The following is a 23,116-nucleotide window of genomic DNA, read 5'->3' as shown; positions in this document are numbered from 1 at the left end:
TTTTGCTGGCAGGATGTGCGAATGCCGCCTGTGTAGCGCCGCCGGGACGGCGGCCAAACGCTGGCACGTGGAAACGCTGAACGTGCAGCCCTGGTCGCCGGTGAGGCGTTCAGCCGCCGGGACGGCGGCGCTCCGCTCGGTACGGTGCGGCTTTCCGCCAGCGAAGCTACAAGCCAGGAGCATTGACCAAGACGGTCTAGAAAATTCGGGATGACCCATGTTCCCCTATCACCTGGGCGACGCGCGCTACAAAGGCATCGAGACCCATGAGCGCCTCAAAAACCTGCCGACCATTCCGGCCAAGTTCATTGGCAACATCGGGGTGGGCCAGCAGGTAGCTGATGGCCTTGCGTAACTCCTGGGGATCGCCTGGCCTGACATAAAAGCCGGTGGGCAGCCGCCTGAGCGTTTCAGGCACGCCGGGCGCTTCCAAAAAGCCAGGCAAGATGAGACGCTCGACTCGTCCATAGCCCTGGTTGCGGCGATCACGCACCGTATCGGTTTGGCCTCGCGTGGCGCTGACAACCACTGCTTTGCCCATAGCCATTGCTTCAAGAATCACGGTGATGCCCGCCTGATTGGGTACATCCAGCAGTGGGACCACGACGAAACGCGAGGCGGCATAGAGATGGCGCAAGCTGAGATAGGCGTGTGAACTCACTCGAACGTTGGGCGGCAGCGTCTCGCCGGAGTCTGGACCACGATGATCCGACCAGTAGCTGGCCGCCGCTATTTCAAGCTGTGCCTCCATCCCGCGTACCGCTTCAATGAGCGTGGGATAGTCGCGGAACTCCAGCCCTACGCTGCAAATGAGCGGCAGCCCCTGTGCATCCGCGCCTGCGCTGCTGCTCGATGCGGTTTCCCCCGCTGTCGCCTGCGCTTCGTTCAGCGCCGCCTGAGCTTCCTGGGCAGCCATTGGCCGCCAGAAACGTTCGTCGGCCTGGTAAGGCATCAGCACAATCTTTTCAGCCGGAATCCCTAGCTCCTCGATCATGATGCGCCGTTGCAGGCTGGAGTGACAGAGAATAGCAGCGATATGGGAATGGATGCGCCCCCAACGAAACCAGACGCGCTTCTTCCAGGGCGAGAGGATATGAGCGAGCATCACATGGCGGTTGCGGGCGCGGGCGAGCTTGAGGAGCAGTGCCAGCGGGATGCCGATGCGCTCGCTGTCTGTGTAAAGCGCCTGATAGCTGCGGCGCTGGCGAAACGCCAGCCACGCCTGGGCCACCGCTTTGCCAGCCACTCTGGCAAGCAGGCGGCTGATGAAAGCGGCCTGCGTGGATGACCAATCCAGCGTGTCGGCCTGAAGGACGCTTGCCAACTCGAAATAGTCTTTACGCGGAGAGCGCCCGGCGGCGATCTCTTTCTGCGCCTCTGGCCGCACGTCAGCCGAGATGATGAGCAAGGCGCGTGGCTCTGCTTTTTTCATCGTTTTGCTATTTCTTCAGCTAAACTTCCGGGGAAGCAGCTAGCTGCTGTTCTTTCCTATAGGCATAATGGTCGGGTTTGTGGTTGGAAATGGCTCGCCCTGATCTCCCGCGAGCGCCGCTGCCATTTCGGGCAGATGCGCCAGCGGTGGCTCAGGCTCCAGATTCAGAAGACGTTGCAGTTTGCCGGGATCGGCCACGAAACGGCGAACCTCCGCGCCCCGCGCTGGTATGACGCGCATCTCACTCCGCGACGCGGTGAGGGTGAGGACGCGCGCGGCCACCTCAGCGAGCGGCGTACCGATACCTGTGCCGATATTGATGCGCTCCCCGGCGATGGTCTGGCGATCTGCCAGCGCGGCCTGCGCGAAGGCTTCAGTCACGTCGGCTACCCAGACAAAATCAATGAGTTGCTCTCCCCCATAAAGCAGCAGTTCTTCTCCGCGCCGGGCGCGCCGCAGCCAGAGGGGGATGACCCGCTCGCTATCGCGCGGGCCATAGACATTTGCCAGGCGAAAGATAACCGTCTCCATGTTCCCACGCGCCTGGGCAACTTGAACGTACATCTCTCCAGCCACTTTGCTGGCCCCATAAGCGTTCTTGGGGGCCAGCCGGGCATCTTCCCGAACGGGAAGCGTCTCTGGTTCACCGTAGACTTCGCGCGAGGAACTGAAGAGGAGGCGGCGAACGCCAGCCGCCTCAGCCGCTTTGAGGACATTATAGACGCCAACTACATTCGTGGTGAAGGCATAATCGGGGTCTGCTTCCGAGCCGATTACATTGGCCTGCGCGGCCAGATGAAAGACGATCTCGACGCCAGCCAGCGCCGCGCTCAAGCCCGCCTCGTCGCGGATGTCGCCCTCGATAAACCGAATGCGCCCGGCTGAAAGATGTGGCTCAAGGTGCGCCATGCTGCCGTGTCGCAGGTTATCGAAGACCAGGATTTCATAGAGTGGCTCTTGCGGCTGGCTCGCTGGCGTCAGCAGGCGATCAACCAGATGGCTGCCGATGAAACCGGCTCCGCCGGTAATAAGAACACGCATCTTTTACCGTTCCCTCTCATTCCACTGCCCAGCGGCGGCTTTGATGACCGCCAGCAGCCGCAGGCAATTTTTAGCGGCGTCATAGTCGCTCTCCACCAAACGTCGCCCACGCATCCCCATCTCCAGCCGCTGCTCAGTGTGGTCCAGCAGATAGGCAAGCGCCTGGCCCAATTGCTCCAGATTTCCGGGGTCTACCAGCAGCCCTGTTTTGCCCTGCTGTACGGCTTCAGGGATGGCCCCCACCCGCGTGGAGATTACCGGCAGCGAGGCCGCCAGCGCCTCGGTCACGGCGACAGGCGCGCAATCAGCAAGCGTCGGGAACACAAAAATATCCGCTTCGGCGAAGAGTCGTGTCAGCGTCTCGCTGTTGGGTGTGACGCCATTATAGACAAAGAGGTTCGGCCCTGGGGATACGGGTTCCTGCGTGACCAGATGCAGTTCACAGCGGTCTTGAAAGGAGCGTTGGAAGCACTCCAGCAGGATTTCGCCGCCTTTGCGCTTGAAATCGCCGCCGACGAAAAGCAGTTTCAGCAAGCGCCCCTCTGCGGGCAGCGCCTGGCTGTGCTGAGGACGGCTGGGCCACAGCGAGAGGTCAACGCCTGGGGGAATGACCGTGATCTTTTCCGAGGCTACCCCGTAATCGTTGACCAGTGATGCTTTGGCCCATTGGCACCAGGTCACGAATCCCGCTGCCAGGCGAAAGGCGTGCGTATTGGCGCGGAACTTCAGCCCTTCCAGGGGGCCGCCGCTCTTGTGTCCGTAAAGCTGCCCAACCGCATCGTAATTGATGGGCGTGGCATCCAGCGAGATGATCGTTGGGACTTTGCGCATCAGCGGCCCCGCCAGCAGGGTCGTCACCTGCGTATGGAAGAAGAGCGCGTCAAGCGTATGCTGTCTGTGGTTACGCGCTGCGGCCCGCCGGGCCAGCAGGCTGGCTCGCGCCGACCAGTTACTGCGAATCAGGGGCAGCGCAGTGAGCAGACCGGAAGGCGCAAAGGGCAGGGGCATCCAGACCGGCGCAACCGATGTGTCCTGCTGGACATAGCGCAGCAGGTTGCGGTAGTGGGTTCCATGCCCCAACTGCTGCTCCATGACAAAGCCAATTCGATAATGGGTGTCTTGCTGAGGTATCATAAGCGTACTATTGTCCGGCGCTGCTGGATGTTGGCGTCTTGCGGCGCGCTTTCAGATGGCGCTCTGCCTGGCGCAGCACCATATTAGGCGTAATCAGCGAAAGCCCACCTATTCCCATACATTCGGCGCGGTGGCACCCGTTGACCTTGCCCCAGATGTTGTAGGGGCACCAGTTCTCAACGGCGGTGGCGTCATCGCAGCCCCTGATGATGGTGATTGGCTCGCCTTCGACTGGCGGGTTATAAGCAAGCTTCTCGTAGCCAAGCAAGTCGAGGGTTGGTGTTTTCACAGCAACGCTGACCTGGGGCGCGGCGCTGTTGACGCAGATGAACAGGTCCATACGCCTGACCAGCGCGGCAAACTGAAGGGCGCTGGTCTGCCCGGTTGCGTCTATCAGGTGGGCTGCCCTGGCCTTCATCTGCTGGCGGATGGCGTCGGCCAGATGGCGCTCGTCGCCAGTGCCGGTGATGATCAGGTCTGCTCCATAGCGCGAAACCAGCGCGTCGGCCAGGGCTGCCCAGTCTTTCGGACTCCACTGCTGGCAGGTCCAGTGGGAGCCAGGATGCAGCCCGATGAGCAGCGCGTCATCGGCCACGCCATGCCTGCTCAGCAAAGCCTGGATGGCTTGCTCATCACCTGGCGTGGGCCATATCTCCAGTTCATCGGTCAGGTTGGTGACGCCGATGGCTTCCAGCACCAGCCGATTCTCTTCGCGCCATGAGGTGATCCAGTTGATCTGGCGGGCGCGATGCGTCAACATCCGAGAGTCATCATAGAGCAAGCCGACGCGCACCCTGGCGCCGCTTACCCAGGCCAGGTAGGTGGTGAACTTTGGCTGGGCGTGGAAGATGATCGCCAGATCAAAGCGGCCATAGAGGCGCGGCGCAAGCTGCGCCGCTTTGGCAAGTCGCACCAGCCGGCTCCAGCGCGTGCCGCGTTTCTGCTCGAAGGTCTCGATGGTGATGACTGTATCTACATAAGGGCAGGCTACCAGTATTTCGCGCGCGTAGCTGTATCCAATCACGGTGATGCGGGCATGCGCATAGGTCTGGCGCAAAGCCCGCAGAGCCGGGACCACTGCCAGCACCTCTGCGGTATGCCCAAAGGCGATGACTAATACGCGCCGTATGGATGCCGGGGCAGGTATCGGCGGCGTGGTCCTGGCTGCTGGCGAGCCAGGCTCCTGCTCTTTGGCTTCTTGTGTTGCTGGCGTTTTGCTTGCTCTCACTCCCAACACTCCCTCAAAGTCGTTTCGCAGGTGATTCGTTCAGCGTCTCCATCAGATCGATCCCGGGGCTGCGCCGCTGGCCTGCGCGCTGCGCCGTGCTGCGATCTGGCGCTCAACCTGGCGCAGCACCATATTGGGCGTAATCAAGGAGAGGCCGCCCAGGCCGATACATTCATTTCGATGGCATTGGACCGCTTTGGGCCAGATGTTATAGGGACACCAGTAGACGCCCGCGCTGGCGTCATCGCAGCCGCGAACGAGCGTCATCGGCTCACCAACCGCTGGCCCATTCAAGACCGGATTTTCATAGCCATACAGATTGATGGTGGGTGTTCTCATAGCCAATCCGACCTGCGCCACGCCGCTGTTGACACACATGAACACGTTCAGGCGTTTCATCAAGGCGGCCAATTGCAGAATACTGGTGCGCCCGGTCAGGTCTATCAGGCTCCCGGCGTCGGCGGGCATCTCTTCGCTTATTGCCATCGCCAGTTCACGCTCATCTTTTGTTCCGGTGATTACCAGCCGGGCGCCATAGCGAGAAACAAGCTGGGCAGCCACCGTCGCCCAATCTTTGGGACTCCACTGCTGGCAGCTCCAGTGTGAACCAGGGTGCAGGCCGATCAGCAGGTCTGTCGGGGCTACGCTATGCTCGCTCAACAGGGCTTGTATGGCTGCCTCATCAGCGGGGCGGGGCCAGAGTTCCATGCTGGTTGACGTTATGGTGACGCCGATAGCTTCCAGCACGCGCCGGTTGACCTCGCGGAACGACACAATACCTTTGATGGGGCGCGCTGGATGCGTGATGATACGCGGTGAGGCTGAATCGAGAAAACCAGCGCGCACTCTGGCTCCCGTCAGCCAGGCTACGTGCGCAAGGAAGCCGTTGCGCGCGTGAAGGATCAGCGCCATATCAAAACGCCCGCGCAGCCGCAGCCCCAGCCGGGCGAGCAGCAGCATGCGCTCGATCTTTCCCCAGGGTGAGCTTTTCTGGTCATGATCTCGAAAGGGGATCACCTCATCCAGATACGGGCAGGCGGCCATGAGTTCTTGCACATAGTCAACCGCCAGCAGGGAGATGCGCGCCTGCGGGTACGTCTCGCGTAATGCTCGCAGCGCGGGAACAGCCGCCAACACATCGCCAATATGCCTGTAGGCAGTTACCAGAATACGACGGGTTGAGGCAGGGTCGGGCATGGGCCGCCTGGGTTCCGCTGCCTGGGGGGCGATTCCCTGCCCATTCCTGCTGATCTGTGCTGCTGCTCGTTCTCTTTTATTCACCCCGGATACTTCTCCAATCAATCGGTGAGGGATAGACGCTGCCGCGCCCTGTTTCCCTCCGCTGCGGGCAGAACTGCCCGGCATTGAGCGTACCACCAGCGCATCGAGATGGCAGGTGGAACAGGTTATGAAACTGTTAAGATGGAAAAGCGTTGGTTAAGAAATACACAGCTTGCGCTTGAGTAGTGGCGCGTCATCGAACTACTGCCTGGACCAATCTCTTCTCAACCACTTCTTAACACGACCTCAACCTGGCTTGTTGCCCTGCAAAGCTATACTTGGCGGAGGCGCCAGAGCAACTGCCAATCTGAACTGCCAGGTGGGATGAAGCTGGAGTGGGGGGATAAGAGGATAGAGATGACGATGCAATCGAAGCCGAAACACCTCATCTTAAAAAATACCCTGATCTTATTCGTTGGGCAGATCATTACCCTCGTCCTGAGCATTATAACGGCAGTGTATGTCCCTCGCTACCTCGGCCCCCAGGGGACTGGTGAAATCGCGCTTGCTGGCGCTTTGACTTCCCTCATATCTACTATTGGCGCATTGGGGATAGGGACGCTGATGACGCGCGATATTGCCAGGGACCACGCCAAAGCGCCTGATCTGATCGGCGCGGCGATTATGATCCGGGCGATACTCTCGCTGCCCAGCCTGCTGTTCATAGCCCTCATTGCCTGGGTGGCAGGCTATTCGACGCACACACAGGTCGTCATTTATATCAACGCCGTTGCGATGATCTTTGGCTTTCTCGGAGGACCACTTCAAGCCGGATTTCAAGCGTTCGAGCGGATGAAATACAACACCCTGGGCGGGATTATTTCCGAATGTATCATCACCTTTGGCAGCATAGCAGTGGTCCTGGCCGGGCATGGAGTAATCCTGCTGAGCGTCATCTCCACCGGGGCCTCGTTAGTGAGCCTGATGTTCTTTGTCTTCTGGTGGAAGCCGTTGAGTTCCGTCCACCTGCGCCCGAACTTTCGGCTGATGCGCTACCTCGTCGTCAGCGGGCTGCCATTCTGGATAACGGGCATCTTTTTGACGATCTACGTGTATATTGATTCGCTGATGCTCTCCTTTCTGACCAGCACTGAAGTGGTCGGTTGGTATAATGTACCCGTTGGGCTATTTGGGCTGCTCCTGTTCCTTCCCACAGCGGTAAGCACAGCCATCTTCCCGGCGCTGGCGCGCACCTACAAAACCGCGCCGCGCGAGATGGCGAAGATGGCCCGGCGCAGCTTCAATCTGCTGGCCTGCCTCAGTCTGCCAATAGCTGTGGGCGGAATACTGCTTGCCAAGCAGTTCATTTTGATGGTGTACGGCCTGAGTTTTGGCGAATCAATTCCGGTGATGATGGTGCTGGCCGCCACTGTTGTGCCTACCTATCTCAATATTCTCATTAATCAATTCCTGGTGGCAACTGAACGCCAGATTATCTGGACGAAGGTGATGGCCGCTGCCTGTGTCATTAACCCGTTAATCAACGTTGTACTCATCAACTACTACCAGCAGGCGTATGGCAATGGCGCGTATGGCGCAGCCTGGGCGCTGCTGTTAACTGAAGGATTGATGACTATTGTTGGCATCGTCATCCTTCCGCGCCGTGTCCTGGGGTGGAGCAACGTGGTGAGCATGGCAAAATCCTGCTCGGCAGCAGGCTTGATGGCGCTGGGCGTCTGGTATACACAGGGATATTTTATCGCCATTCCCGTCGCTGTCGGCATGGTCATCTATGTCGTCGCGGCGCTGGCGCTGGGCGCGCTGCCACGCGAGGATTTGCAGTTGCTTGAGCCACTGGTGGCGAAGGCGCTGCGGAAAGTTGGAAAGAAGCGAAGGCGGCCACAAACAGAACAGACCGATATGAAAGCTGCCTGAAGCGCCTGGCGCCCATCAAGGGAACCAACCGCTTCATTGATTGTAATAGAGGCTCTTTATGAATCAAACCATCTCCTCCGTGCAGCGACCTGCTGCTCCATCTGTTCAGGTTCCTATTCGGCTCTTGTACATTACGGATGCGATCTTTACGGGGGGCGATACGCGCTGTGAAGTCTGGCTGCTTGACGCCCTCGATAAGCGGCGCTTTGCCGTCACCGCTTTTACCTCACCTCAAGGGCCAACTGCCGAACAGATTGGAAAGATAGCAGGCATTCGGCACGTCCCGACTCATTTTGGTGTTCTGGAGGGCGCCAGAGCGCGCGGGCCGATGAACAAACTGCGCAGCCTGCTGCTGTTCAGCGCCGCGCTGGCAAAGGTGGCCTGGGTGGCCTGGAGAACCAGGCCGCAGGCGATCTTTACCGGGGATCGCACCCGCGCGATGCTTGCTGCTCTGTGCGCCGCGCGGATTTCCCGCCGCGCCGCGCTGGTCTTCCATCCCCAATTTTTCTTTGCCCCTGGTTTTGCCAACGGCGGGTTGAAACGCCGAACAGCTTTGCGGGCCGATCTGGTTATTACCAATTCAGGTTTTACCAATCAAAGCTATGCCCAAATAGGGGTAGTCCCTGAAAAGCTGCTCATGGCCTATAATGCCATTGACGCGAGCCGCTTTTCGCCAGGGGCCAGCCCTGAAGCGCGTGCTCGGCTTGGCATTCCTGAAGATGCCCTGCTGATCGGCATCTTCAGCATCCTACGTCCATTTAAGGGACACGCTGTTTTATTAAAAGCGATGCCGCGCGTCCTTGAGGCTGTGCCAAACGCCCATCTGCTCATTGTTGGCTCAGGCGAATTACGACCCGAACTGGAGCAACTGACGCAAGACCTGGGACTCCAGCGCCATGTCACCTATACGGGCTTTCAACGAGATACCCTCCCGTTGTATCGCGCTCTTGATCTGTACGCAATGCCCTCCGTTGAAGAGCCTTTTGGGCTGGTGACGATTGAGGCTATGGCCTGCGAAAAAGCGGTGGTTGGGGCTGATAGCGGGGGAACCCCTGAGATTGTAGACGACCAGGAGACGGGTTTGCTGGTCCCAACGAACCAGATTGAACCACTGGCTGATGCGATTATTACCTTGCTGCGCGACCCCGAACGCCGCCAGATCATGGGGCAAAAGGGGCGGCAGCGGGTGCTGGAGAAATTCACGCTTCAAGGGCGCTCTGAGCAGATCGCCGGGGCGCTGGAGCATCTGGTGAAGACGAGAAACATATGACACTGATACAAGAGCAAGGCCAGGGCGCTGCGCTGGAGCGCGCATTGCCCGACTATCGCTTCGGGTTTATGATGCAGCAGGTGTTGGGGCATATTACGGTCTATCGCAACCTTCGCCGTTTCATCGAGCGCGACCCCAGCGTTGCGCCCACCTGGACGGAAGTTACCTACTATGAGCCAGGGGGTTGGATTGAGCGGATACCCCTGGTCCCCCCCAGGAAAGCCGGGGTGGCGCGTGGCGCGCTGCAAGTGCGCCAGGGTTTGCGGAAAGGGCCGTATGACGCGCTGCTCTTTAACAGCGAGGCGCTCTGCGTCTTTATTCGCAGCGCGCTGCGGCGTGTGCCTACCGTGATCATGAACGATATGACGCCCCATCAACTGGACCTGATGGCGGAGTTTTATAATCATCCTAAGCCGGGTAATTCGGCGCTCACCCGGTATAAACATCGGGTGAACGTTGATATTTACCGCGCCGCTCGCCTGATCCTGCCCTGGTCGAACTGGACCAAAGATTCGGTGATGCGCGATTATGGGATTCCAGAGGAAAAGATCGTCGTGCTGCCGCCCGGAGTGGATACCGAACAATGGTCGCCGCCTCCGGCGGAGATGCGCGAGGCGCGGCTGGCGGCAACCAGCCAGGTACCGCGCGTCCTCTTTGTTGGCGGAGATTTTGAGCGGAAAGGCGGGACGCTGCTGCTCGATTGGTTTCTGGATCGTGGTCAGCAGCGGTGTGAACTGCATATCGTGACGCGCACCCCGCCCATACTCCGCGAGCCGACGCCGGGGCTGCATCTGCACACAAACCTGGAGGCAAACGATCCCCTGCTGATACGGCTCTATCGTGAGAGTCATGTGTTTGTCCTGCCAACGTTGGCAGATTGCTTTGGCATTGCCTCCATTGAAGCGATGGCGACTGGCTTGCCCGTTATCACGACGAATGTTGGTGGTGTGCCGGATATTGTGGATGATGGGCAGCAGGGATTTCTGATTGAGCCGAAAGATGGCGCGGCCCTGGCCGCCCGGCTGGAAAGCTTGCTCGATGACGAACCGCTGCGCCGCGCTATGGGGGAGCGGGCGCGCGCCAGGGCGCTGGCGCGCTTTGACGCTCGTCAGAACACCGAGCGGCTTACTGGCCTGATGAAAACGCTGGCAGCGCCTGGGGAGCGTCCATGAGAATCTGTCTGATCTCGCGGGAATATCCGCCTGAAACCCATATCGGCGGGATAGCGAGCTACACCCATAAAACGGCAGCCGCGCTGGTCCGGCTGGGCCACGAGGTCCATGTGGTCACGGCGGCCTGGAAACCCGGCGCGAACTATGAGGAAAACGGGGTGCAGGTGCATCGTTTGGCCGAGCCTCGTCTGAAACCACGCGAAGCGCAATCGCTGCTGCACGCGAAGCAGGTTGCCGGGACCATTGCCCGCATTCCGGGGCGTCTGGACGTGGTTCAGGCATGCGAGTGGGGTGGGGAAGCATTCTGGTACGCGCTTGCGCCAGCCCGCCGGGCGCCGCTCGTCACACGCCTGGCGACTCCGCTCTTTCTGGTGCAGCGCCTCGATCAGCACTCCTCCTTCGGTCTGCGGAACATGCCCGTCAGGGTGATGGAGCGTGTTCAGACGCGCCGGAGCGATGGGATTATCTCGCCCACGCGGGCGCTGGCCGATATTGTGTGCCAGGACTGGAAGATTGCTTCGCAGCGCGTCACAGTGGTTCCAACCGGCATGGACCCGGCGCTGGTCAACGCTCATGCGGATGGCCCGCTGCCGGAAGCCCTGCGGGGGAGTGATTACATCCTCTATTTTGGGCGTCTGGAAGAGCGCAAAGGCGTGCAGACATTGGGCGCGGCGCTGCCGCGCGTGCTGGACACCTATCCAGGCTTGAAAGCCGTCTTTGTCGGAGACGATATGCCCTATCGTGGTGGGACGATGCGCGAAGCCATTCTGGCGATGAACACACCCTACGCGGAGCGTCTGTTGTTTCTGCCGCGCATGCCGCAGCCCGCGCTTTTCCCCATTATTAAGGCGGCGCGGCTGGTGGCGCTGCCCTCCCTATGGGAGAATCTGGCAAATACCTGCCTGGAAGCGATGCAGCTTGGCCGCCCAGTCATTGGAACACGCGGCTGTGGCTTTGAGGAAGTGATTGAGGACGGCCTGAGCGGCTTTCTGGTTGAGCCAGGCGATGCCGCCGCGTTAGCCGGGCGTATGCTGGATGCCCTGGCCGATCCTGTCCTGCTGGAGCAGGTGGGGGCCAGCGCGCTCCGCAGGATGGAAGCGTTTAGCATTGATAAGATGGCGGCGCGCCTGGCAGACTATTACGCGCAGATCGTGGCCCGCTGGAGGCGCGCGCCAGGAGCAATGGCGCCTGGCGGCCTGCGGCCTGAGCGCGAGCAAGATTCTGTGGAGGTGGCCCAATGAATCTCTCCTACGAGCGGTCAGTCTTCCAATCCGGCGCGTATATCCAGCAGTTCCAGCCAGAAGAGCGCCATAACCCCTTTCGCCATCTCTATGCCCGCAAGCGGCTTGACGTGCTGAAGCTGGCGGCAGAACTGCTCGCCGACAGGCCAGACGGGCGCGTTCTCGATATTGGCGGCGGTATGGGGCGTCTTGCGGTCCCATTGGCGCAGCAGTATCAGGTCCATCTCTGCGATATTTCGGAGGCCATGCTGGAACTGGCGCGCAAAGCAGCCCAGGAGGCGGCTGTCCCGCCGGGGCGTTTGCAGACCAGCGCGGTTGACGCCTCTCAGCCGCTGCCCTTTGCGGATGGCAGCTTCGATTTGCTGATCTGTCTCGATCTGCTGGTGCATCTGCCCGACCCACAGGCGGCAGTGCGCGAACTCTACCGCGTCCTGCGGCCAGGCGGCGCGGCGCTCATTGACGCCACCAACGGAACGCCCTGGTGGGTCTTCTGCTATCCCCGCTATGTAGGCAAACGCCCCAGCCGCTGGATACAGACGATACGCTGCGGCGGTGTGCTGCCTGAGTGGGCGGGCATCGTTCACCACATGCGCCGGAAGACGTTTTTGGGCTGGCTCTCTGCGGCTGGCTTTGCTGTGATTGGCGAGCGGCGCTATGGCCCCCTGCCGCTGCTGCCAAAGTGGTTCCTGGCAATCGGACGGAAACCTAAATGAAACCCAGGCTTCTCCTCTATCTCACCGCTGATACCAACCCCGCCAGAAATGCGGTTGCCGCCACGCTCTCCTGGGCGGCGGAAGCAGCCGGATGGTTCTTTGAGGTCTATTATGACGCTTATCGCCTGGGAGACCACTACGGCGGCGGCGATCCCGCTGCGCTCCCTGCTGGCGTGCTGACAGGCGGCACGATGATTGGCGCGCATCATTACGAGCGGCTGTATCTCTTGCTGCATCGCTTTGACACGGTGGCGCTGACCGCTGGCCCGGCGGCATTTGGCCCGACGCTTGAGCAGCTTGGCGTGCCCCGGCTGGCGGTCTCTGGTTTTGCGGAAACCTACAGCCGGGCCTTCGAGGCGCTTGGCGCAGCCATACCAGAGGAGGCAGTAATCATAGATACGCAGCCCAGGCGCGATCTGGTCGGCATAGACGCCTATCTGTACCCGGAGATTGCCGGGCGGCGCGCGCTGGGATTAGAAATCAATGCGCTTCAGCAGGATGATATACCCCAACTGGCGCAGATGGGTGTGCGGCGGCTGCAAACGCTTTTCCTGGGAACACAAGGCTCGAAGAAGCTAGAGGGGCTGTGCTCAGCCCACAGCGGCCTGGCGGCCCAGGATCGGGCCGCCATACAGATGCCCGGCCCACTGGATACGCTGGAGCCAGAGGATGATTTTGCCACGCTGACCGAACGTGTGGCGCGTCGCTGGCTGGCGCGCTGCGCTGGTGGGTGGGTGCTGGCTGATCCAACAGCGGTATCGGCCTGGCTGCCTGATGCGTGGCGCGAGCGGCGGCTGGCGATCTACAGCAAGCCCCAGCAGGTCGTTATTCAACGCTTAGCGGCTGAACTGCGCCAGAGTAAGACGGCGGTGCTGGGGCGGCAGTATGAAGATGGTGATTTTTTCGCGCTGTCGTCGCTTGGATTAGCATTCCAGTTGATCGACCCCTGCCGTCCACCCTTTCCTGTGCTGCGCCTGGCGGGATACGACTGGTCATCGAGCGAGCAAGCTGATGGCATCGCGGGGCGTGAGCCAGATGACGAGCAGTTGCGCGCGTGGGCACGCGAGGGGCGCGTCCTGGTTTCTCTTATCTTCTGGACAGGCATGATCCGCGAGTTGGAGAACCTGTATCGCGTGATTGATGTGGTGGCGCTCTCCAAAATGAAGGGCGGGCTGGCCCTGACGGTTCCCGCGCTGGAATATCAGCCGGAAGCCCCATTGGAATTGTTACGGACGCCGCTCGAACGCGGCGGAGTGTTTCCATATCTGGAGATGCTGCTGGCAAGCTGCGGGATAGGGGCGGCGATTGAGTCGCGGATGCCAGAGGGAAAGCTGGCCGACTATCTTCAGGCGGCGAATCAAACCCTGGAGCGGCTGGGCGTACCCCGGGCGTGGCGGCCAAAGGGATGGTGGGCTGTGATGGACCCGGTGATGCTCCCCCTGCCGAAGCCGAAGCTGCCCATCACGGCCAGGGCACAGGCGCAAGCGCCTTTTCTCCAACTGCGTTATCACTCGCCAGCAGCGGCGCAAGCGCCCGCGATAGTCTTGCCTGATGACGCAGCAGACGCGGCGGGCGCGCCGGTCCCATCGGCCCCAGCGCCGCGCCTGCCGGTGACACGACGCCTGGGCGATTGGGCGCGCGAGCATGGGCTGCGCGCAGCCCTCGCGCCGTATCGTCCCTATGAGTTCTTCGCGCCTGGCCCCATTCGCAAAGAGGCTATCGAAGCAGTGCGCGCTGCCGGGCTGTCGTATATGTTCAGCAAGGCGGGTTTTGGGCGGGAGCCAGCCGTACTCTACCAGGATGCGACATGTATCGCCTTGAATTATACTGTTGGGCATTGGGATGGCTGGACGCCGTTTGAGACGATCAACAGCGTCGGCGATTTGCGGCGCGCGGAGCGGCGATTGCTGGCGGCGAAACGTCCGGGCTGGCTGGTAGGGACGCTCGATACCTGTTTGTGGGCGTTCACCGGCCCCATCTGGAGTCGGGCGGCTGGCCTCAAGGCGATTGCCGATTTTGTGGCGCGCGGTGGCGATTCTGGACAACTCATCAATGTGACGCCAGGCGTAGTAGCGCGCTATGCGCGCCTGATACATGAGTAATCGTAACACACCTGGCAGCGAATGTGGGAGATAGCTATGCACGTCACGGTTTGCATCTGCACACGCAATCGCGGCTCAGCTATTGCTGCGACGCTGCGCAGCCTGGCTGCCTCAAGTTATAAAGACTTCGACGCGGTGATCGTTGATCAAAGCGCAGCAGAGGATACAGAACAGGCGGTCCATGAGGTGACAGCGGGCGATGCCCGTTTCAGCTACTGGCGCTCTCAGACGGCGGGCCTCTCTGTTGCGCGCAACATTGCCCTTGCCCACGCGCGCGGGCCAATCATTGCCTTCACCGATGACGATTGCGATGTGAGTCCCGATTGGCTTGCCTTGCTGGTAGAGTATTTCCGCGCCTATCCTGATGTGGGCGAGATTTGCGGTGAGGTGCGCGCCATCTCCTACGATCCGGCGGCGGGACACATTCCCGCCTTCGTCGTGCGCTCACAGGAGCGCATCTCGTCTCCCTGGGCTTTCAGGCGCGCCAGAGGCATTGGAGCGAATATGGCCTTTCGCCAGGAATCGCTCCGGGCAGTCGGCCCGTTTGACGAGCTGTTAGGGGCCGGAGCGCCGCTGTATAGCTATGAAGATGGAGATATGACCTACCGGATATTGAAAGCAGGCTACAGTGTGCTGAACGCGCCTGATGCTTATGTCGTTCACTCCGGGTTTCGCTCCTGGGATGGTGGGGGCAGAGCGTTAATGTACCACGCCTACCTCGCCGCCGGGGCGTTGTATATGAAATACTTGCGCCTGGGAGACCTGACCATTCTGCCTACAATCGCCCATCAGTGGCTGGGCGATTGTATTTCCTGGAAGAAGCTGCTCATGCTGCGTCGGGGGTCTGGCCTCGCCAACTTTCTGTACTGCGCTCGCGGCATGCGCGTCAGTTTTCAGTATCAGATTGATCGTCGTCGTCGGCTCTATCTGCCACGCGAACAACATCCCCATATAGCGGCGAAAACCTCAGACGCGCTGGCTTCCGGGGCTGAGTAAAGGCGCTGCTGGCCGATTTTGGAAAGAGGGATATACAGTGGTGCGAAGATTCCTGACCCGGTTTATGCGTTTTCTCAGAGCAGAAACGGTTTCTAACAATTGGGACCGGGCCGTTTGGGCGCTGAAAGTCTTTGGCCTGGCGCTCCTGGTTGGTTTGTTGATCTCACCGCTCGTCTTTTTGGCATTTAGAGCGTCGGCAGGCGGGAGTGGCCCGGTAACAGGGCCGGTTCCTGGTACACCGCCGCCCATTCTTCAGTCAACCAGCAGCCCTGTTCCTACTGCTACGCCTACCCCTGCTGCTCCCACGGAGGCGGGCGCGCCCATCAAAGGGTTGACCGATGAGCCTGGCTATCGCTGGTGGCATCTGACCAACGCGCCTCAGCCTGATAGCTGGTGGGCGCAGGCGCAGCACCCGGAGCAGCTTCAGACGCAGATTGACTTGATGCACGAATTGGGCGTCAAGCTGTTTCGCGTTGAACTGGACTGGCCCCTGGTAGCGCCGAACAGGCCGGGTGGCGGTACCTATAACAGCGCCCTGGCGCGCGACCCGAATTGGAGCGGCTATCACTGGCAGGCATGGGATGCCATTGTGCGCCTTGCCACCAGCGCGGGCTTGCAACTGGTACCCCAGGTGCTCTTTACCCCCGATTGGGCCAGCGGCCTGACAGCAAGCCAGGACGGCCCTCAAAGCCCCCCGCGATCCGCCCAGTTTTTTGGCGATTTTGTCTTTGCCGCCATCACCCGCTATAAGGGCCAGATTCACTACTGGGAGCTGTGGAACGAGCCGAACCTGGACTCCCATTACTGGAACGGCACAGCTAAACAATATGTTGATCTGATCTTGAAGCCGGGCTATCAGGCGGTAAAACAGGTAGACCCGACCGCAAAAGTCCTCATAGCGGGCCTGGTCGGGGGCGGGCCTGGCTTCCTGTCCAACGTGTATGCTGCTGGTGGCGGCCATTATTTCGATATTGCCAATGCTCATGCCTATTTTCCCGTCGTTGACGGGGTGAGTACGGCAGTGCATCTCATGAAGGGGGTCTTGTCTGAAAACGGCGATAGCCAGAAACCGGTCTGGCTGACTGAGTTTGGCCTGGTTACTCAGCCTGATGGCGCTCCGGGCAACTCAGGAACGATCAAGACTCCCAACGATGAAGCCGATCAGGCGCAGTTGATTAGCGATGTGTTTAGCGATCTGAATGTGCAGGCCATCTTCCTCTATCAACTCCACGATACGTCTCCTTTTGGCCCTGGCGGCGCGCTGCTTGGCGTGGAGTATTACGGTTTGGTGAGTCGGGATTACAAGCATCACAAGCTGGGCTTTGAAGCCTATAAAGATGCTGCTGGCGGCCCGTTGCCAGCGTTTGCTGGCGCTTCTGCCTCTGGGTGATAGGTTTCAACCTGTTGCCAGAAGGCAGCGCGGCCTCCAATCTGCTCGCTAACGCTCTGCCAATAGCGTAAGTTGAAGATGGCGCTGAAGGCAGCGTTGGCAATCTTCGGCTGCCTGAGCCAATCGGCAAGGCGGGCAGCCACGAGCAAGGCGCTCACCGTCAGGCGCAGGCGGCGCGGGTTTCCCAGGCACGCCCGCGCCAGATGTTGAAGCGGGCGCTGGCGGCGATGAAACTCTTTTGCCATATTTTTGAGGATACGCTGCCGGTTGCTGCGATACATGGCGACATCTGCCCAGCCGTATTCCGTTGGAATGCTGAGCCAGGAGCGCAATGGGCGGCGAACATGGTGCCAGCCTTTGGCCTGGGGGTTGAAATGGAAGCGCAGCCCCTGATCGAGGAAGCGATAGGCCAGTTCTATATCTTCGGCGCGGCGAAAGTGCGCGTCAAACCCACCGGCGGCCAGAATATATTCGCGGCGCACTGAGGCGTTGCCGGTATAAAACTGGCGCGGCGTCGGCTCCCATTTCCCGGCCATCATCCCGTCGTACTGTTTGATAAGCATCGCCTCTTCCCAGCGTGTCCAGGGATTCAGCCGGAAGTTGGGCGGCGCGAGCAGTGGGCCGATCACCACCGCGCGCTCGTCTTGCTCGTGCAGGCGCATATGCTCGGCGATCAAGGTTGGTTCAGGAACCACATCATCATCAATGAAGAGAATAAGCGGCGCGGCGGCTTCCTGTACCCCCCGATTGCGCGCGGCGGCTGGCCCCTGGTTCGACGTCTGCTCAAAAAGACGCAGGCGATACTTCACGCGCAGCGCCCGGCACATCTCGGCAGTATCATCAGTGCAGCCGTCGCAAATGACCAGCGCCTCGTACTGATCGGCGGGGGTGGTCTGCTGCGCGAGCGCCTCCAGCACCATGCGCAGCGATTCGCGCCGATTATGCGTGGGGATCACCAGGCTGACGACGGGCAGAGCGACGGTCCCTGGCATAGCTGAATCTGACAACAGCGCGCCATCAGGCGCGCTAGCAGAGAGCGGCTGAGAGGGAGAAGCCTGCGAAAACTGCTCACGAGGCATAGAGCATTTCCTTCTGCTCACGAGCCATAGAGTATCTCCTTCGCCTGCTCAGCATAGCTGGGTTCTTTGCGGCTGACTGGCCTGGCCGGAATCCCGATCATGGTTGCGCCGAGCGGCACGTCATCAATAACGACCGCGTTCGCGCCAATGGTAGCCCCATCACCAACCACAATACCGCCCAGAACCCGCGCGCCAGCGCCGATGGTCACATCGCTGCCGATGATTGGAAACTCATGCGTGCTGCGCATGCCTATGGTGACAGCCGTGATGAGGCTGACATTGCGCCCCAGCCCGCGCGCCATGACCACCGTGCCAACCGTATGCGGGATATACAGGCCAGGGCCAATTGGGACGCTGGGGACAATATCCAGGCCAAAGCGCCTGATATTCGTTCTCCAGAGAATGCCAGGGATGAGGCGAATATGCTGGCGATGGCACCAGTGGCTCAGCCGGTACAGGAAAGTGGCCCTGAGCGGCGCCTGGCTCCAGGTTAACTTGAGGGCTTCGCTGAATGTGACCGGGCTGTGTGGGTTGGGGACGCCTACTAAAAAGCCCTTGCGCTTCCATACCTGAAGGTCTTCTCGAAACAACTCGAACACGCTCATGGTTTTGGGCGTCTTGCGTTTGTTACTGGCGAACATGTGCGTCTCCTGCCTTTCTACCTCTCTACTTCACGACTCTTCTGCACTGTCGGACCACTGAGATGGACGCTGAGAACTCCCCTTGAGTACCGGGTCCGTTGCCTCTTCAGGGGATAATGGTCGGGAAGCGCGCCGCCAGGCGGCGACTCCTTCTCCCTGGCCCCAGCCTGAGCTTTTCGGGTGAGACCATCTAGGCTGCTGTCGCGCATTTGCAGCGCGTGGCGGGCTAACCAGCGCGCGCGCCAGGATGCCAACCTGTACTTCGGGTGTTTCCGTGACCAGAACGCCATTGACCTGTCCTTTGCCTGGGCGGGCGGGCACATCGGTATTGGTCGAGCGCCGCAGTATGGCTGGCAGATGCCCAATGACGCCCAGCATGAGGCCAAAGAGCAGCAGCATGCGGTCGCTCATCAGGCCCAGGTCAATATAGGAGTACGTGACTTGCATCATAATAAAACAGGTGGCGCTTGCCAGGAGGGCGCGGGAGTTGTTGTCGCCCGCCGCGTTGAGCGCCTGGATAATCCTGCCGCCGCGATACAGGCCGCTGCCGATGACCCACCAGAAGGCAAAGAAGCCAAGCGCCCCCGCTTTTACCCAGATCCAGAGGATTGAGTTGTGCGGGGTGTAGTGCCAGAAGGGCCAGAAGCTCTCATCGGGCAGCTCAATGTAAAAGATAAACTGCTGTCCAAACCCCAGACCCGTAATGGGCTGCGCGTCAATGTTAAAAATGAGGTCTTGCGTCTCTATATAGCGATATTCGTCGGAGGCTTCGTCGCGCGCGTCCGGGTTGATTTGCGAGGTCAGCGCGCGGGCTGGCTGGCACAAACCGCCGGTAGTGCAGTTCCAGAACGCTGCCAGGTAGATACCCAGCGCCAGCGCGGTGATGGGAACCACCTTGAAGAAGAGCCGCTTATTCACCCGGAAAAGGATGATTGCCAGGAAGACCAGGCCAATCGCCAGCGCCGCTTCACCAGCCCGGCGGTGCGTTACCAGCAGTGCTAATAAATCAATCCCTATCGTGCTGAGGGCGAAGAGTTTCTGACGGCGGGTGCAGCCGAGGAGTATCATGGCTGCCGAGAGGAGAATGGCAAATGCCAGGATGGGCGCGTCGCCGTGATCGTAATCGAGATCACCAACGGCGTGAAGAGGAAGGAAGAAATAATAGCGAATAATACACTCAATGCCCAGTAAAAAGGATGAGATCAGGATAACCCAGATGAGCGTACTCAGGTCGCGGCGATCAGTAAAAAGGATGCCTACCAGGAAATAGACAATTATCCCATAGCCCATCGCCCGGATTTCCCAGAGAGCTATCGTGAAATTGCTCCCCGGTTGCATTGTCCCCCAGAGCAGACCGAAAAGGAATGTCCCTGCCAGGGCCAGCATAGGCCAGTAGAGCAAGCCACGCTCAAAGTGGAACCGGCGATCCCGCCGCGCACGCGCCGCCCAGGCAATGAAGATGACGATGAGCGCGATCTCCAGCGGGTTGAAGATGATCCCTGACGCGGGCAGCCAGCTTTTGATGTCCTCATGGAAATAGATGGCGAACCCGGTCCAGGGGTCCAGGCTTGTTCCCCCGCCTTCCATCAACAAGATGAAAAATATTGCGATAAAAAAGAGTCTTTTTGCGAAAGTCATTTCTCGGCCCCAATTCTCTACTCCGAGGCGTTGGTAGCAGGCAAACTCCCCTTGAAAGATGCGCTCAAAGCTGCTGTGGCCTGAGCCAGAAATAGAGTACGAGGAGGAAAGCAAAGAGCGCGATGATGGCGATCCCATAGCGAACTCTGGGCTTGACCCACAAGCCCAGGATCAGACAAACCACCATAAAGGCGAGCATAGTATTCACGACATTCCTCCTCAGGCGTGTCCACTCAGCAAAGCATCATCACTGCCAGGTCTGGCGTGCTAGCGCGTGAACCGCAGCAGGGTAATCGAAGAGGCAGGCAGCAGCAGCTTCAGCGCACCCCCCGAAACGCTGACCGTTTGCAGTTGTTTAATCTGCGGTGTATCTTCACTGATTTGATAGACGTGCGCTTGCGTGGCAGACATATTCGCTATCTGGATGGTGGGCGTGAGATCGGCGACGGCGCTCTTATTGAGTACGATTCCCAGCAGATCACCTGTGGCGCTGTCCAGGGAGGCATAGCACGAGACGAGGTTAGCGTCACTTGAGAGCGCCTGCACCGAGGTTGCGCCAAAGGCGCTGCCCCGCCCATCATAGTTGGTAAAAAGCCTCCAGGCGAAGTAGGCCGGGCTATCTTTGGCGGGATAGGCCCAATAGCTGGCAAGGTCAAGCCCTTCGCGCCCAAAGACCCCCAGCGCCTCCGCGAGCGCCAGTGCGCCGTTCATGTGCCCTTCCGCTCCAAAGTTCCATTCAGTAATGCCCAGCCTGGTACCTGGATAATACTCTTGAATCCACTGCTTCATGCGTGGAATGAGTTGAACCTTCTGATTGATCCAGGAAGCATCGGTATAGGTAGGATCCCACAGCGAACGCACAGCTTGAAGTCGCTGGGCGCTCAGTTTGGGGCTGACATCGTTGGAATATTCTCCCCCCTGTGGGTAGTAGTGAATGTCCAGCACATCCAGGCTGCGCTGCCCGGTACGCTCATCGTGGGCGCGAATCTGCGAGAGCCACCAGGGCAAGAAATCCTGGCCGCCATGCGCCTGTTTGTCAGCGTGAGTACGAAAGTTGTCCTTCCCACGATCAAGTGGTGAATAGAAATAGGCCACCCAGCCGGAGAGGACCGGCCCGGTTACGAGCGCGGTAGGGTCTATCTCCTTGACAGCCGTTGCGTAGTCCAGAAAAATGTCGCGTAGCTGGTCATAGCTGAGTTCTGCCGGGTGAATGTCAGTGTGCGTAAAGGACCACAGGTCTGGCTCATTATCCATCGCATAGAAGCGCACACCGCCATTTTGCGCGGGTCCGAAGCGATTCAGAAGATGAGCAACCCACTCATTCTGAGCAACGCGGGAATCGTTCAGATCAGGAGGATCGGAGAGCGCCCCGTTCTTCCTGGCCTTTGAGGACACCGAAGTTAACTGGCGGTTCTTGCGCGGATCGTACCCAGCGATAGCATCACCGCCTGGCTTCAGCGGCGGCCCGCCCTCTTCGGGAACCTTATCCGACTGGGAGCTGCGGTCACGGGCGACCCACCCGATGTTGGGGATGGTCAGCATAGTTGCCGCGCCAATGGCGTTGTTCGCTTCAATAAACTGATCCGCCATGCCTGATGGCCGCTTGTCAGCCGCAGAGTCGTGGCCGTAGGTGCCGTTCGTAAAATAGTAGTCGCCTGCGGCGTTAAAGGCATTGCCCAGTTCCCAGTTATAGCGGGTGGCCTGGTTGCCGCCCCAACGGTTGAGGCGCGGGCGGCCCTCAGCCATCCAGTCGGCATTGGATTGCGATACCCCGTAAATCAGAGGGCTGATGGCCCGCTGGTTCTGAGCAGCGTCAATCTTTACGGTCAGCGGATGCGTGGTCACGGTCACGGTGGCATGTGAGGGATCAGGCAGGGCAACGCCGTAATTATCGCGCACAGGGCCAATCGTGACGGTGTACTGTTGGTTGGCGCGTAGGGGCGTCGGAACAACCATGCTGACGCTCTGAGCGCCGACATGGTAATGCGCGGAGAGCGGCGCCTGGGGCGTCGCATAGGCCGCATCCGCGCCGCTGATCGTGTAGAAGTGGCTGGATTGAGCGTCTTCAGGGAGCAGGCGCTTGTTAAAGATGAGCGTAATGGTGTTCAGGTCAAGGGCCAACGCCTGCGCGATATGTGCTGGGGTGAGGTCGGGGGCATAGATCAGCCGCAAATCGGCAATATAGATGGCGGGCTGCTCACCGCCGCTGGCATCCTCGATGAGTACGCCGGAAATGGTCTGTTTGGTAGCTTTCATGGCTGCCAGGGGAAGGCGAGTGAGCTTCCAGTCGCTGCTGCTGATGCCGCCGCCCTGGGTATAGGGGGCAGTCAGTGTTCGCGTCGTCTGGACGCTGCCATTTCCCCTTTCTGCAAAGAAGGCAAAGACTTGCTGGTCGCTTCCATTGTCCCCGTTGACGTAAAATTGCAGGTAGCCGAAATCCGTCAGATCAATGGAACCGGCGCTGCGATGCAGGTGAAGCGCGCCCCAGTTCGCCAATTCCATGCGAAGTGAGGGCTGGTTCGTGAAAAGCTGCGCTTTAGAGGCAAAGTCGTGATTAGCCCAGGACCAATCCTCCCAGCCATCGCTCAGTTTCCCATTGCTATAGATGACCAGATCGTTTGGAGTGGTCAACGCGCCGGTAAGCGTAAAATAGTTCGGTCTGGGGCGGCGGATCAGAGAACTAAGTCCTCGATAGCCAGCAGCCCCGCCAATGAGCAGCCCCCCCGCGAGTGCTCCCAACCCCAGCAGAAACGTGCGCCGCCGGAAGCGTTTCCTGGCTTGCTCTGGCGGAAGGGAGATTCGATCTTCCAGGCCGGTTGCTTTTCCCCCAGCCCAAAGGTCTTCATCACCGAAATCGTACTGCTGCTGACCAGGTTCGGTCAT

The 23,116-nt window shown here is 59.9% G+C and carries 19 protein-coding genes; 9 read left to right on the top strand and 10 right to left on the bottom strand.

Translation table 11 applies throughout. From position 1 onward, the window contains the following. On the top strand, window positions 1–214 hold a 214-nt coding region (locus VH599_12115; protein HEY7349048.1), incomplete at its 5' end, for a hypothetical protein. Here the strand turns inward: VH599_12115 and VH599_12110 are convergent. The 5 genes from VH599_12110 to VH599_12090 are packed head-to-tail and all read right to left on the bottom strand — an operon-like array spanning window position 197 to window position 6,116. After that, entirely contained in the window at window positions 197–1,432 is a 1,236-nt protein-coding gene (locus VH599_12110) for a glycosyltransferase family 4 protein (protein ID HEY7349047.1), read from the bottom strand. The genes VH599_12115 and VH599_12110 overlap by 18 nt on opposite strands. Window positions 1,433–1,471: 39 nt before the next feature. Further along, window positions 1,472–2,473, bottom strand: a complete 1,002-nt coding sequence (locus VH599_12105) for an NAD-dependent epimerase/dehydratase family protein (GenBank protein ID HEY7349046.1) — start codon at window positions 2,471–2,473, stop codon at window positions 1,472–1,474. Window positions 2,474–2,476: 3 nt separating this feature from the next. Beyond that, complete coding sequence (locus VH599_12100) at window positions 2,477–3,607, bottom strand: glycosyltransferase family 4 protein (GenBank protein HEY7349045.1); 1,131 nt, start codon at window positions 3,605–3,607, stop codon at window positions 2,477–2,479. A 7-nt stretch (window positions 3,608–3,614) separates the two neighbouring features. Then, entirely contained in the window at window positions 3,615–4,835 is a 1,221-nt protein-coding gene (locus tag VH599_12095) for a glycosyltransferase family 9 protein (GenBank protein ID HEY7349044.1), read from the bottom strand. Window positions 4,836–4,886: 51 nt separating this feature from the next. Then, complete coding sequence (locus VH599_12090) at window positions 4,887–6,116, bottom strand: glycosyltransferase family 9 protein (GenBank protein ID HEY7349043.1); 1,230 nt, start codon at window positions 6,114–6,116, stop codon at window positions 4,887–4,889. 357 nt (window positions 6,117–6,473) lie between these two features. Here VH599_12090 and VH599_12085 point away from each other — a divergent pair, with 357 nt between their 5' ends. From VH599_12085 to VH599_12050, 8 genes are read left to right on the top strand one after another with little or no spacing between them, the layout of a single operon-like run. Next, window positions 6,474–7,991, top strand: a complete 1,518-nt coding sequence (locus tag VH599_12085) for a flippase (protein ID HEY7349042.1) — start codon at window positions 6,474–6,476, stop codon at window positions 7,989–7,991. Between the two features lie 58 nt (window positions 7,992–8,049). Beyond that, window positions 8,050–9,261, top strand: a complete 1,212-nt coding sequence (locus tag VH599_12080; GenBank protein HEY7349041.1) for a glycosyltransferase family 4 protein — start codon at window positions 8,050–8,052, stop codon at window positions 9,259–9,261. After that, complete coding sequence (locus VH599_12075) at window positions 9,258–10,433, top strand: glycosyltransferase family 4 protein (GenBank protein HEY7349040.1); 1,176 nt, start codon at window positions 9,258–9,260, stop codon at window positions 10,431–10,433. Before VH599_12080 ends, VH599_12075 begins: the two co-directional genes overlap by 4 nt. Next, entirely contained in the window at window positions 10,430–11,674 is a 1,245-nt protein-coding gene (locus tag VH599_12070) for a glycosyltransferase family 4 protein (protein ID HEY7349039.1), read from the top strand. Before VH599_12075 ends, VH599_12070 begins: the two co-directional genes overlap by 4 nt. Further along, on the top strand, window positions 11,671–12,387 hold the full coding sequence (locus VH599_12065; protein HEY7349038.1) for a class I SAM-dependent methyltransferase: 717 nt from the start codon (window positions 11,671–11,673) through the stop codon (window positions 12,385–12,387). Before VH599_12070 ends, VH599_12065 begins: the two co-directional genes overlap by 4 nt. Beyond that, on the top strand, window positions 12,384–14,489 hold the full coding sequence (locus VH599_12060; protein HEY7349037.1) for a hypothetical protein: 2,106 nt from the start codon (window positions 12,384–12,386) through the stop codon (window positions 14,487–14,489). Before VH599_12065 ends, VH599_12060 begins: the two co-directional genes overlap by 4 nt. Before the next feature lie 36 nt (window positions 14,490–14,525). Further along, window positions 14,526–15,485 (top strand): glycosyltransferase family A protein, encoded by a 960-nt coding sequence (locus VH599_12055; protein ID HEY7349036.1) that lies wholly within the window; start codon window positions 14,526–14,528, stop codon window positions 15,483–15,485. A 37-nt stretch (window positions 15,486–15,522) separates the two neighbouring features. Next, window positions 15,523–16,875 (top strand): cellulase family glycosylhydrolase, encoded by a 1,353-nt coding sequence (locus tag VH599_12050; protein HEY7349035.1) that lies wholly within the window; start codon window positions 15,523–15,525, stop codon window positions 16,873–16,875. On the opposite strand, the gene VH599_12045 is transcribed toward VH599_12050, so the two are convergent. The 5 genes from VH599_12045 to VH599_12025 form a co-directional block, all read right to left on the bottom strand. Next, window positions 16,815–17,954: a glycosyltransferase family 2 protein gene (locus VH599_12045; protein HEY7349034.1), complete on the bottom strand. Its 1,140-nt coding sequence runs from the start codon at window positions 17,952–17,954 to the stop codon at window positions 16,815–16,817. The genes VH599_12050 and VH599_12045 overlap by 61 nt on opposite strands. A 17-nt stretch (window positions 17,955–17,971) precedes the next feature. Beyond that, the gene (locus tag VH599_12040; GenBank protein HEY7349033.1) at window positions 17,972–18,595 is read right to left on the bottom strand and encodes a hypothetical protein; all 624 of its coding nucleotides are present in this window, start codon (window positions 18,593–18,595) and stop codon (window positions 17,972–17,974) included. A gap of 30 nt (window positions 18,596–18,625) precedes the next feature. Next, window positions 18,626–20,233, bottom strand: a complete 1,608-nt coding sequence (locus VH599_12035; GenBank protein ID HEY7349032.1) for an O-antigen ligase family protein — start codon at window positions 20,231–20,233, stop codon at window positions 18,626–18,628. Between the two features lie 64 nt (window positions 20,234–20,297). Further along, complete coding sequence (locus VH599_12030) at window positions 20,298–20,441, bottom strand: hypothetical protein (GenBank protein ID HEY7349031.1); 144 nt, start codon at window positions 20,439–20,441, stop codon at window positions 20,298–20,300. A 59-nt stretch (window positions 20,442–20,500) separates the two neighbouring features. Continuing rightward, window positions 20,501–23,116 carry a glycoside hydrolase family 44 protein gene (locus VH599_12025; protein ID HEY7349030.1) on the bottom strand — a complete coding sequence of 872 codons (2,616 nt, stop codon included), beginning with the start codon at window positions 23,114–23,116 and terminating at the stop codon, window positions 20,501–20,503.

It is taken from the genome of Ktedonobacterales bacterium (assembly GCA_036557285.1).
Classification (GTDB): domain Bacteria; phylum Chloroflexota; class Ktedonobacteria; order Ktedonobacterales; family DATBGS01; genus DATBHW01.
The sequence above is the reverse complement of the archived record's forward strand: the minus strand, read 5'-3'. Positions and strand labels throughout refer to the sequence as shown.